The organism is Paenibacillus eucommiae (assembly GCF_017874215.1).
GTDB classification, from domain to species: Bacteria; Bacillota; Bacilli; order Paenibacillales; family NBRC-103111; genus Paenibacillus_AI; species Paenibacillus_AI eucommiae.
Genome location: NZ_JAGGLB010000040.1, coordinates 58,705 through 76,643 on the forward strand (window position 1 = coordinate 58,705; position 17,939 = coordinate 76,643).

The following is a 17,939-nucleotide window of genomic DNA, read 5'->3' on the forward strand; positions in this document are numbered from 1 at the left end:
CCTTTTTTCCGCGTCCAAGTAACGATGTTTTTATCATTAAGAGAGGCGAAAACACGCTACCTGACACTTTAACGATGTTTTTCATTATTAAAATAGGCAATTCCACGTTATCCGGCTACTTAACGATGTTTTATATCACTAAACATGCATTTTGGACCCAAGCTCGTTCGATTGGGTGCTTTTAACGATGTTTTTCATCGCTAAAAGAGATGCTTAGAGAAAACCGGGTTGTTTAGCGATGAAAAACATCGTTAAGTTTATAGCAGGTGATCAAGAGATCTGGGTATGACGAAAAAAAGGGGGGACTACCAATTTGCTCCCCCGGATGAATTGCCGCCAGGCGGTTTAGGCTTGTTAGGCTTGTTGGATTTGCTCGATGAACTGGAGCTGGATCCCCAGGAAGCTCCGCCAGAGGAGTTTTTGGATGAGCTTGAGCCTCCCCATGAAGCGCCTCCCGATGACTGTCTTTCCTTTCTTTCCTGCTTTTTCTGTCTTTCTTGTCTCTCCTGTTTTGCCTGGTTTTGCAGGCTTTCCTGCCTTTGTCGGCTCAGTTTTCTTTGATGTTCTGCTTGTTTTCGCCGCTCCTCCGCACGTTCTGCTTCTATAGCTTGGTTGTACTCATGGTTCATTTGATTGATAAGTGTGCCTACCCCGCCAATCCGGCTGGCCGCCTCCGCGAACAAGCCCTTCGCCATCAGGCTTTTGGCATCATCCATCAGCGAGCTGTAGCTGCTGCTGTATCTTCTGCCGTTGATACGCGAACCTGCCCGTAAATGCATCGCTTGATACTGCTGCGCAGCGTATTGGAATTGACGCTCGGCGTCACGTTTTTCTTCTATCATCTGTTTGACGGCTTGATTGAAATCAGTCAGACTGTCACGCTGCCGGTTCAGCTCGTTCTCTATATCATCAAGGTTAAACCGGATGGCGTTTAGCCAACCGCTCAGCCTTTGATGAGAGTTATAGGCCGCTTCGATGATCTGCTCCCAAAGGGTTGAAATAGGCAGAGATTCGCTGTGGATAAGACTGCGTGTCTGCTCGAACAGCTGCCAGAGGTCATCATTCTGCTGTCTTGCCCGTGCCAGACGCTCATCCAAGCTGCGGAAAGCATCCCGGCACTGCCGGGAGATCGTATCTGCTTCGTTCAGCTTCGTCAGCCAATCGTCCAACCCTGCACGGGCAAGGTCGAATTCCTGACGGTCATCATGACTTAGCAGCTTGATTTGTGGAAGCTGTTCCTCGGCGCCGCGGAGATGACTCTTCATCAGCACGAGACGTTCTTCGAGCAGCTTCCAGTGATTCTCGGTATAAGCGGAGCGCATCCTCATTAATTCCTCGGATAAATAGCGTACTTCTGCCTCGCAAGACTTCAATTCGTTTTCTATAAATTGAATGTCTTTTTGATTTTGCTGCCGTAAACTGGCTTGCCGATTCGTCATGGCTAAGGCTTTAGCCAGCAGTCTGTCGATTTCCTCGGCCCATTTAATAACCAGGTTTAAATTGCCCTGCTGCAGCTCAACGTACATCGTTTCAGCGATTTCACGGGATTTATCGATTCTGGCAAAAGGATTTAACCGCTCCATCACATTCGTAAGATGATTCAACCGGATGATGTCAGCGATTTGTTCGCGGAAGTCGGCTGCCGTTGCTGGAAAAGTGTGATATTTGTTTTTGTAGCCGGGCACAAGCTTTAAAGCATGAGAGGTTTGCTTACATTTTTCAGCCGCACTATGAATCAGTTTTTCTGCTTCAATAGGATCAAAGACATCAAGGTCATCGGATTCTTTTAGCTCCGTTTCTATGACGGCACATTCTTCAAAAATGCGGGTCAACGGGAAGGAAGTTTCCGTGACTGCTTTGTTTAATTCGGCTTTGAGGGTCTGTAGATTATCAGCAAGTTCATGAATCGATCGCTTCACCGTTTTGTCGGTTTCCACAATATGTTCGATGTCCTTCCTTCTTTCCGCCAGCGATGCAGCCAACATATCAATATGCTTTTTGTATTTGCCATATAGCTGGTTTAACTTGCCGATATGAAGCAGAAACACCTTGGTTTCTTCAAACTCTTTTTCCAAAGCCCCTACCTGTACCATCAGGCTGGCTAATTGCTCGTCAATTGCCTGGACCATACGGGCAGTTGTACCTTGAGTCATACCCATGAATGGCCGAAGCTCTTCGTTCGCTCGATGGGTTTCCACCAGGAGGCTTGATATAGAAGGACGCAGGCTGGCAAGCCTTCTTTTTTTGCTCCAGCCTATCATAATAAGGACAAGAGCTGCTGCTGCAAGGACAACAAAGGTTACATAGGTACCTATCTGTTCTATATCTACAGTGCTTTTCTGTTGAATAGCAGCAGTAGGCGAAGAGGAAGCAGGGAGGGCCGTTGCCGTTGCTACTTCTTTACTTCCTGTTGGTACTGGGACAGGGGCTATTAAGCGGTTAGTCTCGTTCACCAGCGTCAGGGATGCTTGCACGAAATCTCCTTTTTTGGCCCAGGGGATAAAATGCTTCGTCACAAACTCTTCGAGCTTGCTTTGGTCAAGCGATCCGTCTTGATCATAGTCAGGACCCAGTGCATCCATCTGGGCTTGCAGCTCACTATTTTTGAAATTCATTTCGATGCGGCGTTCGTTTTTGGAAATTAAGAGCAGGATATCGTTAGCCTGCAATTTCCAGGAGTTATATACACTCGAAGCATAATCTGCGGAGTTTTCTCCACCCAGGCTTTCCACAGTAAGTATATAAAACTTGTATGTCTTATCTACGGAAGCTTTCTCCAGGCTTTGGATTTGGTCCTTGGGGAACATTCCGGCAAGATCAGTGACGATCCCCTTTTTATTTGGAATTTCCGCAGCGTATGCGATTTGGCCGAATAATAAGCTAAGTAATATGAAGAGACCTGCTAACTTTTTCATTCCATAACTCCCCCATCATGAACTCTATCATGAAATAAACTCCACTCCATGCTCCAGCTCATCATAACATGAAAACTATCACTTTTCATTGCAAACAGGCACTTTTCTTTCCATATTTTTCATTATTTTCAGATGCCTTTTTAGTGATTTTTGATTTACAAGTTCTAACGGTTTTTTGGCGGTTGACCAATGATAAGGGGAGTGTTAAAATCATGATAGAAATATATAAACTAAGTTTATTATAGAAAACCGTTTAGAGGGAGGGACTATGGAGCGCAAGTACTGGGTTCCCGCGCTGCAGAAAGCAAACGACATTCTTCATTTGATTGCATCCGAACCTAACCAGCTGAAGTTGATTGATTTGTCCAAAAAGCTGGATATCAACAAAAGCTCCATGTTCTCCCTGCTTCATACGATGGAAGAGCTGCATTGGGTAGTTCGTGACAAGGGAGACACCTACGCGCTTGGATCTTATTTTGGCTTGCTCGGGGGCGCTTTCTTCCGCCAATTTGACCTGATTTCACTTTTTCATCGTGAAGCGTCGCAAACGAAGATAGCTCTGGGCGAAACGATCCAACTGGCTAAGCTTGAAGACGGAGAGGCTTTGTATTTGGGGAAAGAGGAAGCGCCGACACCTGTACGTCTTACTTCTGAACCGGGAATGAAGTTTCCGGCATATTCCACGGCTCTTGGTAAAGCGCTGTTAACGGATCACACCGATGCCGAGCTCAAGCAGCTGTATAAGGAAGAAAAGCTGCATGCTTTAACTCCCTATACCTTGACCTCTAGAAACGAGCTGCTGGAGCAGTTAGCTGAAGCGCGTATGAAAGGCTATACGACGGATGACCAGGAATCGGTCATCGGTTTTAAGTGTGTAGCAGTGCCGATTCGTGATTCGCAAGGACGTGTCGTTGCAGCCGTGAGCTGTTCGATGCCAAAGCACGCATGGGATAGCAAGCATGAGCTGGCACGCACGGAAATGACTAAGTTAGCTTTAAGATTATCTCAAGGTTAAACAGTTAGCAAAATATGAGGAGTGTGCATGTATGAGACTGCAGGATAAAGTGACCTTAATTACAGGATCGGGATCGGGAATAGGCAGAAGTTCTGCACTATTGTTTGCGAAAGAAGGAGCTACAGTTATTGTCAATGATTTAAATATCGAGAATGGGCAGGAAACTGTAGAGCTGATTAAAGCTGCCGGAGGAAAAGCCGCATTTTTTCAAGCGGATGTAACGAATGCCGAAAGCGTTAAGACGATGATCGATCAAGTTATTGACGAATACGGGCAAATCCATGTACTATTTAATAATGCCGGTATCAGCGGGGTAGGCGCTCTGCATGAAGTGGAGCCTGACCAGTGGGATCGCGTTATGAACATTAATGTAAAGGGAGTATTTATTCCGAGCAAATATGTGCTTCCTCATATGATGGAGAAGGGCTATGGCAGTATCATTAATATGTCATCCTGCGTAGCCGAAATCGGGCTTGCACGCAGAGCCTCCTATGGAGCGAGCAAGGGTGCAGTACTTGCGCTGACTAAGTCTATGCAGGTAGATTATGCTTCCTATGGTATTCGTGTCAATGCGCTGCTACCTGGAACGATTTTCACTCCGTTCGTAGAGAATTATTTGAAAAATTCTTACGATGATCCTGAAGCGGCAATCGCGTCCATCAAGCTGCGTCAGCTTAGTGGGGAGCTTGGTATGCCGGAGGATGTGGCTAATGCAGCATTGTTCCTTGCTTCCGATGAATCGAAGTTCATGATGGGATCTCCGCTATACATTGACGGCGGCGCCGTCTTCGGTAAAAACGCATAATTTTTCCAGCTAACGGGTTTAAACCATTGATTAACAGAGAGGCGGCACAATAATTATGAAATTACTTACTTTCATCGTTCACAATGAATATCGGTTAGGGGTTCAAACAGAGCGCGGCGTACTGGATGTAACTGCAGCTTTGGGACAAGTCTCCGGCGAAGGAGTACCACAAAACGTTCATGCTGTTATTGATGGTGGACAAGAGGCAGTGGCTGCTTTACAGAGCTTTACTGACAAAGCGCTTAGCAGTGCAGGGGAAAACTGCTTGTACCTGCTGAATGAAGCTGAACTAACATTGGGGCCATGCGTGACGAACCCAAATAAAATTATTTGTATTGGTTTGAACTATCGCAAGCATGCTGAGGAAACCAATTCACCAGTTCCAGAATATCCAATTCTTTTTAACAAATTTAATAATACGTTAACTGGCCATGGCCACGATGTTGAACTGCCTAGAAATTCACAAAAAGTGGATTATGAAGCAGAGCTGGTCATAGTAATCGGTAAAAATACTAAATATGTTTCCAAAGAAGATGCGCTTAGCCATGTATTTGGATACTGCAATGTGAACGATCTGTCTGCTCGTGATCTGCAACTCAGAACGCAGCAATGGCTGCTTGGCAAAACTTGTGACGGCTTCTCCCCGCTTGGACCGTATCTTGTAACTGCGGACGAAGTTGGCAACCCGAATGACCTCGAAATTAAATCCATTGTTAATGGTGAGGTGCGCCAAAACTCCAATACTTCGGATATGATTTTCCATTGCGATGAAATCGTTAGCTATATTTCTCAGCATTTCACCTTGGTGCCAGGAGATATCATTCTGACAGGTACACCTGAAGGTGTGGTAATGGGCTATCCGAAGGAGAAACAAGTTTACCTCCAAAACGGAGATGTGGTTACGATCGAAATTGAAAAGCTTGGCTCTTTAACAAATCGTTTGGTTACAGAAGCATAGAAAAGCGTTTCTACTATAGTAGTTACTTATAAAAGAGTGCATGGATCCCTACTGCAGGGAGAAGATGCACTCTTTTTGTATGCTGTTTTCAATTGTTAAGGATAGGCGTGGCATTTAAGTTGGGGTATAATGTAGGCTACCGGGGTAAACCTTCAAACAACCTAGGCAGGTGGAACATACATGAATCCTCACTTTTCTTTGACTCAGGTACAGACGGTTAAATTAAGTATTACGCCTCAATTAAAGCAATCTATTCATATACTGCAGCTGTCGTCAGCTGATTTGGTTGATTATTTGCAAGAACAGGCCGCAGGAAACCCAATGCTTGATCTCAATTGGCATTCCTTGAAGCTAAAGAAAAAGCAGAAGCAAGGTGCTTCAAGCTATTCGAATTACAGTCCGGATGAGTGGCTGAACAATAGGGGCGGTCCTGAGGAAACGTTGGAAATGATGCTTACCCTGCAGCTTGATTGGTTGGAAATTCCGGAAAAGCAAAAAGAAATGGCTAAATATTTAGCGGGAAATTTAAACGATGATGGCTATTTGATGGTGGATGTGGATGATGTTAGCATGACGCTTCAAGTGGGCAGGGAAGATGTAGAGCGAGGATTGAGCTGCTTACAAGCGCTAGAGCCTGCTGGTGTAGGGGCCAGGGGGCTGAAAGAATGTTTACAGCTGCAAATTAGCAGAGATTCTGCTGCAGCACCATGGGCACAGCGGATTGTAAGCGATTGCTTACCGGAGCTTGGAGCCAACAAATTTAAAAGGATCGCCGAAAAACTGAAAATTTCTATGGATGAGGTAAGACACGCCATCAGCTACGTTCGAACACTGAATCCGCGACCAGGACTTCCCTACAATCATACTGCTCAAAGCTATATTGTACCGGACGCAGTTATCCACAAACAGCATGGTGATTATAAAATTATTATGAATGAGCAGACGTTTCCCCAATTGTCGATCAATCCTTACTATAAGCAGCTTGCTGCTGAAAGCGATAATGAACAGACGAAGGATTTTTTAAGGTCACATGTTCAACCGGCAAAATGGCTGATTCGCAGCCTAAAGGATAGGCAGAACACGCTTTTCAAAGTAATCGATGCGATTGTGCAGGAGCAGGCGGCTTTTTTTGAAAAGGGCATTGCGCATTTGCAGCAGCTGAATTTGAAAACGATCGCATTACAATTAGGACTGCATGAATCCACAGTGAGCAGGGCTGTGCAGCATAAATATGTTCAAACGCCGCATGGTTTTTTTGAATTAAGCTTTTTCTTCACCTCAGGCCTATTAACGGATAAAGGTGGTGCAGCATCTGCTGAAAGCGTAAAGGCGAGAATCAAAGTGCTGATTGATCAGGAGGATAAGCGTTCTCCGCTTTCAGATCAGAAGCTTACGGATATATTAACGAACGAAGGCATCCAAATCTCCCGCAGAACGGTGATGAAATATCGGGAGGACATGTATGTCCTTTCATCAAGACTGCGAAGTTCAGGCTGAAAGAAGGAAGCTTCCCATGCAGGTCCAAAGTATTGCTCCTTTCTAGAGGAACGATCACTTCTGATCCGCATGGGTTTTTTCTGTTTTCTGGATATAGAAAAGCTGAAAACATCCCCCTATTTAATATTAAAAGCTTGGCTTTTTTTTGGGACAAAAAGTAGTTATAAATCGGACAAATCCCCGTATACATAGTAGTACCTATTAATAAAAACAAGCTAAGGTGAAGCGAGAGCCTCACACACACCATTAAAGGAGGAAAAGCAGATGCTACAAAGATCGTGGTTTCGTACCGCAGCTATTGCGGGGGTGATTGTTTTAATGACTACCGGATGTTCGCTTTTCGGTGCCGGAGAGAAAAATCAGATTGATCCTCCTCAGGCGGAAGCAGGAGCAGGAGGGGAAGCGGAACTTCAAACAACTTCAGGAACTGCTGTGGTCGAAACGTCTGAAAATCTTACTCCAATGACCGTTTTTGTCAAAGATGCCAAGGGATTTGTGACCCCAGTTAGTCTGGATTTGCCGAAGACACCATCTGTTGCCCGAACAACATTGGAATACATGGTAAAGGATGGACCCGTGAGCAATATGCTGCCTGCAGGGTTTGAAGCTCTGCTGCCCCAAGGAACCGTTGTTAAGGGAATTGATATTAAAGCCGAAAACAAGCTGGCTATTGTGGATTTTTCCAAGGAATTTGCTAACTATGAGGCCCAAGATGAGAGGAAAATATTGGAGGGTGTTACCTGGGCTTTAACGAGCTTCCCTACCGTAGAAAAGGTGCAGATTCGCGTCAATGGAACCGACCTTACAGAGATGCCAATTGGCAAAACCCCGCTCGACGAGCCGCTGAGCCGTATGATGGGGATCAACATTGAAAAGTCCGAGGATGCAGAGTTTGGGCAATCTACTCCAGTAACTTTATATTTCTTGAATCAAAATGATCAAGATTACAAATATTATGTACCAGTAACCCGAATGGTCAAAAGAACAGATGATGTAGTCGCTGCAGTGCTGGATCAGCTGATTAAAGGTCCCGATCCGAAAAAAGGACTTTCCGCTGTAATCAATGGGGATACCCAAGTGCAGAATGTTAAAACATCAGAGAATCTGGTCACCGTGAATTTTTCGGAAAATCTGCTGAACCAGGACAGTAAAGCCTCCTCAGATGCCCTGCAATCTGTTATCTTATCCTTGACGGAAAATACAGGCATCGGTAAAGTGCAAATTATGGTTGATGGTGCTGTGCAGGTAACTTCTACAGATGGGGAACAAAATTATAGCAATCCGGTTTCAAGACCCGTCCATATCAATCCAGCCAAGCTGTAAATTAAAATTTTTGTCAAAAAAGGGGGATGAAAATCTCTCTTTTTACTTGTTTGGATGCTTTTCCCGCTGTACTTTGTTACAATGAAGCAGAGGAATGAAGAGCTTCCCATGGAAGCCTACAGGAGGAGACAAGTTTAATGAGAAGTGACGGAAGAGTAAACAACGAACTGCGACCTATCAAAATTACCCCACATTACATAAAACATGCGGAGGGCTCTGTACTTATTGAAGTAGGAGATACCAAAGTGATTTGCACCGCAACGATTGAGGAGCGAGTACCTCCTTTTATGAAAGGCCAGGGCAAAGGCTGGGTCACTGCTGAGTATTCGATGCTGCCGCGTTCCACCCAGGTCCGCAATCAGCGTGAGTCGGCAAAAGGAAAGCTCGGTGGACGTACGATGGAAATCCAGCGTTTGATCGGACGGGCGCTTCGTGCGGTCGTTGATCTAGAGGCGCTGGGTGAGCGCTCGGTTACGCTTGACTGCGATGTGATCCAGGCGGATGGAGGGACCCGTACTTCTGCGATAACGGGTGCTTTTGTAGCCATGGTTTTTGCCCTCAATAAGCTGGCCAATGATAAGCATATGGCCAAATTTCCGGTTACCGACTTTCTTGCATCCGTAAGCGTTGGGGTGATTGCCGACACTGCGCGGCTTGATCTTCATTATCATGAGGACTCCCAGGCTAAGGTAGACATGAATGTAGTGATGACTGGCGAGGGCCAATTCGTAGAGGTGCAGGGTACAGGGGAAGAAGCGCCCTTCAGTCGGAAGGAGCTGGATGAGCTGCTAGCTCTTGCAGAGACTGGTATCCAGCAAATGATTGAGGAGCAGCGTAAAGTACTAGGGCCTATCAGTGAACGTATACGAGGAGCTCATCATGCTGTTAAAGGGTAATTTAGTCGTCATCGCTACTCGTAACCAAGGGAAAGTAAAGGAGTTCACCGAGCTGTTCGGAGCCAATGGCATAAGAGTGCGCAGCTTGGATGATTATTCTGAGCTGCCCCCTATAGTTGAGGATGGAGCTACTTTTGCCGACAATGCCAGAATTAAGGCCAAGGTTATCTCCGCCTATCTTCATGTTCCCGTTCTGGCCGATGACTCCGGTCTTTGCGTAAATGCGCTTGGTGGGGAACCAGGGGTGTATTCGGCGAGATATGCGGGTGAGCATGCAACGGATGAACAAAATAATGAAAAACTGCTGCGCGAGCTGCAGAAGCTGCCCAATCTGTCAGAGCTTGCTGCAGAAGCTGAGACTTCGGCTGCGCTGAAGCCTACATTTACTTCGGTGTTTCCGCCAGCACCTTCTGTTAACGGACAGGCTGCCGCTCCCAAGCTGCTTAGTGCTGCTTCATTCGTGTGTGCCCTTGCACTAGTTGACACAGCTTGTCACGAGACGATAGAGACTGAAGCGAGCTGCAACGGATATATCCTGGACGAACCCCGGGGAACGGGAGGCTTTGGCTACGATCCCTTGTTTTATGTTCCGGAATTTGGCAGGACTATGGCCGAGCTCACAGTAGAGGAGAAAAATCGGATTAGCCACAGAGCACAGGCGCTTAACCAATTCTTTGGGCTTCTCACCACATAAGGGGAATACCACTGCGCATTATGAACAGCAGTAGTGCGTGGTTTTGATACTATGCATGATGCTGATAACCAAACAGAAGGAACCTGCCCAACGGCCAGGTTCCTTTTGCTTGTTTTTAGAAAGTTTGACACTTAACAATGTTTTTCAACGTTAAAGTAGCAGATCCTCACAGCTCTGCATCTCCAGCGCCTTTGACCGCTGGGAAGTCTCCTCCAACCAAGAGAGAAAACAATTGCTGGCTGTCCGTTTGAGAATGGCTTGTTCAGCCCTTTGCAACTGAAGAGGTAAGGGGTGTGGGAGGAAGAGCGATAGCGTCCGCCTTTAAAGATTTGTTCCGCCCCTACATCCATTTCATTCGAGGGAACAAATCTTTAACAGCGGCTGGAGCCCACACCCCTTACCTCCCAAGCACTGGTGTCACGAACACGCTCATCAAAGGACGACACAAGGTGTTCACCGTATAGATACACGATAAGTCCGCAGCCAAGTATCAACCTGAGCCAAATAGGCAAACAACTGAGGGCCTGTCATAAGCTGGCCGAACCAAGGGAAATTAAACGAAGAAGAGTCAGTGCTTGCAAGTGCACGAATTTTGTCCACATCGATAAAAGAAAGCAGGGGGGAGGTACGATCATCCAGAATCTCCAGCACCCATTTGCGAACCGCAGTCAGGTAATTCGGATTATGTGTTTTCGGATAAGGGCTTTTTTTACGGGTACGTACATCCTCTGGCAAAATACCGCTTAACGCCTTGCGCAGTATTCCTTTTTCACGGTCGCCTGATGTTTTAATTTCCCATGGAATGTTCCAGACATATTCGACCAGACGATGGTCACAGAACGGAACCCGAACTTCAAGCCCAACCGCCATGCTCATGCGGTCCTTGCGATCAAGCAAGGTTGGCATAAAACGGGTGATATTCAAATAAGACATTTCCCGCATGCGGTTCTGCTGTTCATTTTCTCCGGCAAGCCGAGGGACTTCGGCTAAAGCCTGCTGATACCGATCGCTGACATAGGAAGCTGGCTTGATCCAGTCAACCAGTTCAGGAGAAAGCAAATCTACCCGGCTTGGTAAACTAAGCGACCAGGGGAATGTGTTTGCTTTCAGGGCATCCTCACGATGAAACCAAGGGTACCCGCCAAAAATTTCATCAGCGGCTTCACCGGAAATGGCAACAGTAGCGTCTTTTTTGATTTCTTTGCAAAATAAATAGAGAGATCCGTCTACATCCGCCATACCGGGGGTGTCACGGGCGTATACAACTGCTTTCAGCGACTCGACTAAATCGGGTGTATCAAATTCAATGGCGTGGTGCTCTGTTCCTAAAAACTCAGTCATGCGTTTGATCCAGGGAGCGTCAGAGTTAGGCTGGAAAGCATTAGCTTTGAAATGCTTGTTATTATCTACATAATCAATCGAGTAGGTATGAAGGATCCCTTTGCCTGTTTCCTTATAGTGGTTGGCTGCCAGGGCAGTAAGCGCGCTGGAGTCAAGTCCGCCTGAAAGCAGGGAGCATATGGGAACGTCGGATACAAGCTGCCGCTCCGTTGTGTCCTTGAGAAGCTCAGCGATGCGAGCCGCAGTAGTGTCTATATCATCAGGATGAGCGTGGCTTTCCAGCTTCCAATAGGCTTTGGTCGTAAGACCGTTGCGGTCGTAGATCATACAATGACCTGGTTTTAATTCAAACAAATTGCGGTAAATACCGTGTCCGGGTGTACGTGCAGGCCCAAGAGCAAAAATTTCAGCGAGACCTTCTGCGCCAACCTCTGTTTTGAAATCCGGATGTGCCAGAATAGCTTTAGGCTCAGACCCGAACAAGAACATACCACTATAATTGGCATAGAAAAGCGGCTTTACCCCGAGCCGGTCTCTTACCAAAAATAAAGACTGTTCCAGATCATTCCAGGCTGCAAAGGCAAAAATACCGTTAAGGCGATCTACGCAATCCCGGCCCCATTCAATAAAGGCGACAAGCAGCACCTCAGTGTCACACGTGGTTTGGAACACATGGCCGCGCTGTTCGAGCTCTCTTTTTAACTCCAAAGCATTGTAGAGCTCTCCATTATATACGAGAGTAAACGTGTTATCGCCTTGTTTGCGAATCATGGGCTGGGACCCGTTGTCCGGATCAATAACGCAAAGGCGCCGGTGTCCAAGCGCGCAATGCTGCGATATCCATGTACCTGAAGCGTCAGGACCCCGTGAAATCAGTGTTTCTGTCATATTTTCTAGAATGGACGGGTAGAGAGTCAGGTCCTTCCGCCAATCTATCCATCCCGTTATTCCGCACATAGACGTTCATCCCTTTCCTGAAGAGAGCATGATGTTTAAGGGTATGCATAGCGGATGCAGAAAATGTCTGTCCACAAGGCTCATAGCTTGCTTGCTTTCTAGCTTTAATGAGGACTTGCTTGGGGGTTGCTTGGCACTTGCTTGAATGGGCTTTGTATTTATCGGCCGCGCCTGTTACAATAGGTGGAACACGTTTAGATAACCTAAAAGGCATCATAATCTAATAATTGAAGGTGACTACAAATGAAAAAGAAGTACTCCAAAGCACAAATGGATTATTTGGCATCCAAAGAGCAGTTCATGCAAGTAAGTGAGCAAAGCGATAAGAGGGTTAACCAACTGAAGGATGAAGGTGTTGAGATCGGTCAGGAGGAGATGGAATCCATTATTGAACGTACGGGTCTTCATCGGGCATTCAACGAGCTCGTACAATCCGAGAATACGCTAATCAACTGGAGCCAGACCGCTATCAGAAATGAGCCCATATTTATTGAAAATCGCGGAGCGTTTGAGGCTTTGTATGAGAAGCTGAAAACCGATCAAAATGCCAGAGCGGCAATTGTTGATTTAGCTATGCGGCTAAACATAGAATAATCCGATATTATCGTTCACAATTGCAAGATGATGAGACAGTCGTCTCGTCCTAACCGTTTAGTTCCCTTAAGTGGAACTGAGCGGTTTTTTTGATAAACTAACTGGAAACTATAAGTTTTGGCGGATGCTTTTTTGAATGCTGTTCGATAAATAGACAAAACTAGCATTTGATATTCAAATCAAGTTCGATTAAAATTTAGTAGAGATCAAACTAGGTTCGACCATACAGATAGGGAGTGGTTCTGTGAAAAGCATTATAGGGTTTTCTTTAAACAACAAATTTGCAATCTGGATTCTCACGATCATTGTCACAGTTGCTGGTCTTTATGCGGGATTGACGATGAAGCAGGAGACCATTCCTGATTTGGAGCTTCCGATTGCAACCGTTACGGCGATCTATCCGGGAGCTGCACCTGAAGAGGTGGCGGAAAATCTGACTAAGCCGATTGAGCAAAGAATTAAGAACCTCAAAGGCGTGGACGTTGTCAGCTCTACTTCCATGGAGAATGTATCGTCCATTATCGTGCAGTATAAGACGGGCACCAATATGGAAAAGGCGGAGAATGAACTCCGCGAAGCAGCCTCGAAAATATCGAAGCCGCAAGGGGTACAGGATATCGATATAGCGCGGATCAGCTTGAATGAATTTCCGGTTATTTCTTTAAGTGTCTCCAGTAAAGACAAATCACTTGAGGACATTACAAAGATTGTAAATGAACAATTAAAGTTAAGCCTTGAAGGTATCGATGGCGTTGGGAATGTAACGATTTCCGGCCAGCAGATGAAAGAGGTTCTCTTAACTTTTGACAATGCGAAGATGAGCAGTCTCGGTCTAAGCGAAGAGATGGTAAAAGGAATTATCCAAGCCTCAGCCATCAAAGTACCGTTAGGCCTATTCGAAATGGAAGGCTCCGAGAAAACGATCGTAGTGGACGGAAATATTACGTCGCTCGAAGACTTGAACAACATCCAGATTCCGGCGATTCCAGGTGGCCAAGGTGCGTCTCCAGGAGCACAAGGACCTCAAGGGACATCCCAGGCTGAAGGTACAGCAGGTTCCGGACAAGGAGCCGCGGCGCAGCAGCCGGGTCAGGCAGAAGCTCCAGCTGGTTCTGCAGGCATTCCAACTGTTAAACTGCAGGATATTGCCAAGGTGGAGATGGTTGACAAAGTAGAGTCCATCTCGCGCACGAATGGGGAAGAGTCAATCGGGATCAGCATTACCAAAGGTCCTGATTCGAATACAGTTGATGTAGTTAACGATGTTAAAGCCCAGGTTGAGCAAATTAAAGAGACTATACCTGGAGTTGAAGTGCTTGTCCTTCTGGATCAAGGTAAACCGATCGAGGAGTCCGTCAGTACGATGCTGAATAAAGCGCTCTTCGGCGCCCTGTTCGCGATTGTTGTTATTATGCTGTTTCTGCGCAACATCCGGACAACCATCATCTCGATTGTATCTATACCTCTGTCGCTCTTGATAGCGCTGGTCGTTCTGAAGCAAATGGACATTACCCTCAACATCATGACTTTGGGAGCTATGACCGTTGCCATAGGCCGGGTGGTCGATGACTCGATTGTCGTCATTGAGAACAATTTCAGGCGTATGTCGATGAGATCAGAGCGGCTGAAGGGGAAAGCATTAATTATTGATGCAACCCGTGAGATGTTTGTTCCGATTTTGTCCTCTACTCTTGTGACGATTGCAGTGTTCCTGCCTTTGGGTACAGTGAGCGGTCCGATCGGACAATTATTCCTTCCTTTCGCTCTAACGATGGTATTTGCACTGCTTGCTTCCTTGCTGGTTGCCATTACAGTTGTGCCGATGCTGGCGCATATGATGTTTAAGAAAGGCTTGAAAACAAAAGTCGCTCATGAAGAAAAGCCGGGAGCTTTAGGCGTTTTTTATCAGAGGGTTCTGAAGTGGACTTTAAATCATAAGTTAGTCACCTTCGCCATCGCAATCGTATTGCTGGTGAGCAGTCTAGGTTTGATTAAAGTAGTTGGTGTCAGCTTCCTGCCAGAGGAAGAACAGAAATATGCAATGATTACTTATTCCCCTGGTCCAGGAGCGTTGCTCTCTGATGTAGAGAAGACATCTTTGGAGGCAGAGAAACTTCTTTTGAGTCATGAAGGCGTAACGGATCTGCAATATTCGGTTGGCGGGCAAAATCCGATGAGTCCGGGACCTTCCAAATCAGCGCTTTTCTATATTCTTTTTGAGCATGATATCAAAGATTTTGCTAATGAAAAAACAAAAGTTGTTGAAGAACTTTCCAAGCTGGAGCCTAAGGGCAAGTGGGGCGAGATGGATTTTGGCGGCGGTGGATTGGGAGGCAGCAAGCTGAGTCTTTCCGTGTTCGGGGATAACCTGGATGATATTCGTCCTGTCGTCGATCAGATCGAGCAGTTGATTCTGGCTGATTCTTCGTTCGAGAAGGTAGAAAAAAGTTTATCAAAAACGTATGAGCAGTACACACTGCTGGCGGATCAGCAAAAGCTGAGCCAGTATGGACTTACAGCAGGTCAAATTGCGATGGCTCTGAGCCCGCAAAGAAACAACCCTGTCCTGACGAAGGTGAAGGTTGAGGGTAAAGACGTAGAAGTGTATGTGAACGTAGAGAATACAGAGTATGCCAATATCGAAGAGATAGGAAATGCTACGCTTACTTCACCGTTAGGCGTTGTAGTTCCGATTAAAGATGTAGTCAAGATCGACACAGGCACATCTGCCAATACGGTTACCCGTAAGGATGGTCGACTTTTTGTAGATGTTACAGCCAACATCACGGCTAAGGATATTGGTAAAGCATCAAGTGATATTCAAACGAAAATCAAAGAATTAAACTTACCTCCTTCAGTAAGTGTGGACTTTGGAGGTATTACAGAGCAAATCAACGAAACCTTTACACAGCTTGGTATCGCTATTGTCGCGGCAATCGCTATTGTGTACTTGCTGCTGGTCATCACATTCGGAGGCGGACTAACACCGTTTGCTATTTTGTTCTCCTTGCCGTTTACCGTTATTGGCGGCTTGCTGGGACTCCTCATAGCCGGGGAGACGATCAGCGCATCTGCGATGATGGGGGTTCTAATGCTTATAGGTATCGTCGTTACGAATGCGATCGTGCTGCTTGACCGGGTTCGTCACAAAGAAATGGAAGGCCTGACAACCAGGGAAGCACTTCTGGAAGCTGGGGGTACGAGACTTCGTCCTATTCTGATGACGGCTTTAGCAACTGTAGGAGCTTTGCTTCCGCTGGCACTTGGATTTGAAAGTACAAGCGGCAGTCTGATATCGAAAGGCTTGGGAGTTACCGTAATCGGAGGCTTGATCAGCTCGACCTTGCTGACACTTGTCATTGTGCCGATTGTCTACGAATTCCTATCCAAATTTCGTAAAAAGAAGCTCGCAGAAGAAGAATAATTCAGGTGGTGATCTTCGTTGAATGACAAGAAGCTTCAGATCATGGAGGCGGCTGTCAAATCCTTTGCGGATAAAGGTTATCATGCGACTTCCATACATGTAATTGCTGAAAGCATCGGTATGGCAAAAGGTTCCCTTTATTTTTATTTCAGCTCCAAGGAAGATTTGTTGGTTTCGATTTGCCATCATTATGTTGGTCTTATGGTTGAGAAACAGAGGTCCTTTGCGCAAGATCCTAAATTAAGCGCGAGAGAACGGCTGGTGAAGCAGGTGATTTTACATTTTCAGCAGCTGGAGGAGCATCGTGATTTTTTAGTCGTATTGATGCGCGAACGGGTCGAGGTCAATGATGAAATGCACCGGATGCTGCTCTCCTTTCAAGGGAAAGTGATCATGGACTGTCAACAAAACATCATTGAGGCCTATGGTGAAGCCGTACGTCCATATTCCTTTGACGGAGCCGTCATGTTTAATGCTGTTCTTAGCGGTTATCTAGGGATGGTTGTCTTGTACCAAAATAGGCTCGACCCTGAGCAAATCTCGCTGTTTATGCTGGATAGGCTGGATGATATGATGAAAAGCATGAAGGAAGGCGGAGCAACCCCGCTGCTGACTGCAGTTGAGTTGGAAAAGTTCTGTAATCTGGATATGTTTGGCGATAAAAAAAGGAATTCCAACGTTTTTTTGGAGATAGAGGCTGCCCGCTTGCTGATCGAGAACCACGAAATCCAGGATGATCAGATCGAGGAGATTCGTTCCTCCCTGCATCTGATCGAGAAGGAGTTCGCCAAGGAGCAGCCGCACAAGGTTCTCATTAAAGGGATGTTGGCCCTATTGAAGACAATAAAAATCAACGAATTAAAAAAGCACATCGTAAAAATTGAATCGTATCTCTGATTGTCATGGCAAGCATGAATTAGAACCAAAAAGAGTTAGAACAAAGTAGAATTTGAACCAAGAACAATTAAGACCAAGCGGAATTAACCCGCTTGGTTTTTTTCTTGAACTGACTGGAAAGTATAAGTTTTTTATGGAAGTCTGGAATTTGTGCCAATTTGATTTGGATTCATGAGATCGAAATCTGCCCAATCTTCATTGTATTCACATCCCTTTCCCTCCGCAACGCAACCAAGTCTCGAACACGTACCTCAAAGGACGCCCAAGCAGGGCATTATTCTTATTGAATTTTAAGTGAAATTAATTTTTTTGGAAGAGCAACCCCGAAGTGGTCCCGAAGTGGCCACGAAGCGTCTAGCCTACCCCGAATTGAACGTGTGTGTACCGAGTGCTGCTGCCTGCCGTTCCACTTAACGATGTTTTTCATCACTAAAGTAAGTGAATCTAGGTCAACCATCCACTTTAATGATGATTTTCATCGTTAAAAGTGGCCGGATGGCCTCTCAGGGTGGTTAAAAGGGATTTTAATGATGTTTTTCAGTTACTACTTAGGTACCTTAAAGAAATTTTGGTGAAATAAAAGGATTCAGGGTACATCATGTGAAATAAGTTAATCAACAAAT

The 17,939-nt window shown here is 45.9% G+C and carries 12 protein-coding genes; 10 read left to right on the plus strand and 2 right to left on the minus strand.

Annotated elements, in window-relative coordinates; genetic code table 11:
• Positions 1-305: 305 nt before the first annotated feature.
• Positions 306-2,915: a septation ring formation regulator EzrA gene (locus J2Z66_RS36285; RefSeq protein ID WP_209977849.1), complete on the minus strand. Its 2,610-nt coding sequence runs from the start codon at positions 2,913-2,915 to the stop codon at positions 306-308.
• A gap of 268 nt (positions 2,916-3,183) precedes the next feature.
• Here J2Z66_RS36285 and J2Z66_RS36290 point away from each other — a divergent pair, with 268 nt between their 5' ends.
• From J2Z66_RS36290 to J2Z66_RS36320, 7 genes are all read left to right on the plus strand, one after another.
• A complete protein-coding gene (locus tag J2Z66_RS36290) occupies positions 3,184-3,930 on the plus strand; it encodes an IclR family transcriptional regulator (RefSeq protein ID WP_209977851.1) in 747 nt (248 codons plus the stop codon).
• Between the two features lie 31 nt (positions 3,931-3,961).
• Positions 3,962-4,735: an SDR family NAD(P)-dependent oxidoreductase gene (locus tag J2Z66_RS36295; protein ID WP_209977853.1), complete on the plus strand. Its 774-nt coding sequence runs from the start codon at positions 3,962-3,964 to the stop codon at positions 4,733-4,735.
• A 55-nt stretch (positions 4,736-4,790) separates the two neighbouring features.
• Positions 4,791-5,693, plus strand: a complete 903-nt coding sequence (locus J2Z66_RS36300) for a fumarylacetoacetate hydrolase family protein (RefSeq protein WP_209977855.1) — start codon at positions 4,791-4,793, stop codon at positions 5,691-5,693.
• A gap of 180 nt (positions 5,694-5,873) precedes the next feature.
• Positions 5,874-7,190: an RNA polymerase factor sigma-54 gene (gene rpoN, locus J2Z66_RS36305; protein WP_209977856.1), complete on the plus strand. Its 1,317-nt coding sequence runs from the start codon at positions 5,874-5,876 to the stop codon at positions 7,188-7,190.
• A gap of 264 nt (positions 7,191-7,454) precedes the next feature.
• The gene (locus tag J2Z66_RS36310; protein WP_209977858.1) at positions 7,455-8,513 is read left to right on the plus strand and encodes a GerMN domain-containing protein; all 1,059 of its coding nucleotides are present in this window, start codon (positions 7,455-7,457) and stop codon (positions 8,511-8,513) included.
• Positions 8,514-8,650: 137 nt separating this feature from the next.
• Positions 8,651-9,409 (plus strand): ribonuclease PH, encoded by a 759-nt coding sequence (gene rph, locus J2Z66_RS36315; protein ID WP_209977860.1) that lies wholly within the window; start codon positions 8,651-8,653, stop codon positions 9,407-9,409.
• Positions 9,393-10,103 carry a non-canonical purine NTP pyrophosphatase gene (locus J2Z66_RS36320; RefSeq protein ID WP_209977862.1) on the plus strand — a complete coding sequence of 237 codons (711 nt, stop codon included), beginning with the start codon at positions 9,393-9,395 and terminating at the stop codon, positions 10,101-10,103. Before rph ends, J2Z66_RS36320 begins: the two co-directional genes overlap by 17 nt.
• Before the next feature lie 453 nt (positions 10,104-10,556).
• On the opposite strand, the gene asnB is transcribed toward J2Z66_RS36320, so the two are convergent.
• Complete coding sequence (asnB, locus tag J2Z66_RS36325) at positions 10,557-12,401, minus strand: asparagine synthase (glutamine-hydrolyzing) (protein WP_209977864.1); 1,845 nt, start codon at positions 12,399-12,401, stop codon at positions 10,557-10,559.
• A gap of 243 nt (positions 12,402-12,644) precedes the next feature.
• Between asnB and J2Z66_RS36330 the strand changes: the two genes are divergently transcribed.
• From J2Z66_RS36330 to J2Z66_RS36340, 3 genes are all read left to right on the plus strand, one after another.
• A complete protein-coding gene (locus tag J2Z66_RS36330) occupies positions 12,645-12,995 on the plus strand; it encodes a hypothetical protein (protein ID WP_209977866.1) in 351 nt (116 codons plus the stop codon).
• A 244-nt stretch (positions 12,996-13,239) separates the two neighbouring features.
• Entirely contained in the window at positions 13,240-16,419 is a 3,180-nt protein-coding gene (locus J2Z66_RS36335; RefSeq protein ID WP_209977868.1) for an efflux RND transporter permease subunit, read from the plus strand.
• A gap of 18 nt (positions 16,420-16,437) precedes the next feature.
• Positions 16,438-17,316, plus strand: a complete 879-nt coding sequence (locus J2Z66_RS36340; RefSeq protein ID WP_209977870.1) for a TetR/AcrR family transcriptional regulator — start codon at positions 16,438-16,440, stop codon at positions 17,314-17,316.
• Positions 17,317-17,939: the final 623 nt, after the last annotated feature.

Bases quoted from the DNA above. Each gene is read 5' to 3' on its own strand.
- J2Z66_RS36285 (WP_209977849.1), bottom strand. From the start codon at position 2,915: ATGAAAAAGTTAGCAGGTCTCTTCATATTACTTAGCTTATTATTCGGC.
- J2Z66_RS36290 (WP_209977851.1), top strand. From the start codon at position 3,184: ATGGAGCGCAAGTACTGGGTTCCCGCGCTGCAGAAAGCAAACGACATT.
- J2Z66_RS36295 (WP_209977853.1), top strand. From the start codon at position 3,962: ATGAGACTGCAGGATAAAGTGACCTTAATTACAGGATCGGGATCGGGA.
- J2Z66_RS36300 (WP_209977855.1), top strand. From the start codon at position 4,791: ATGAAATTACTTACTTTCATCGTTCACAATGAATATCGGTTAGGGGTT.
- rpoN (WP_209977856.1), top strand. From the start codon at position 5,874: ATGAATCCTCACTTTTCTTTGACTCAGGTACAGACGGTTAAATTAAGT.
- J2Z66_RS36310 (WP_209977858.1), top strand. From the start codon at position 7,455: ATGCTACAAAGATCGTGGTTTCGTACCGCAGCTATTGCGGGGGTGATT.
- rph (WP_209977860.1), top strand. From the start codon at position 8,651: ATGAGAAGTGACGGAAGAGTAAACAACGAACTGCGACCTATCAAAATT.
- J2Z66_RS36320 (WP_209977862.1), top strand. From the start codon at position 9,393: ATGCTGTTAAAGGGTAATTTAGTCGTCATCGCTACTCGTAACCAAGGG.
- asnB (WP_209977864.1), bottom strand. From the start codon at position 12,401: ATGTGCGGAATAACGGGATGGATAGATTGGCGGAAGGACCTGACTCTC.
- J2Z66_RS36330 (WP_209977866.1), top strand. From the start codon at position 12,645: ATGAAAAAGAAGTACTCCAAAGCACAAATGGATTATTTGGCATCCAAA.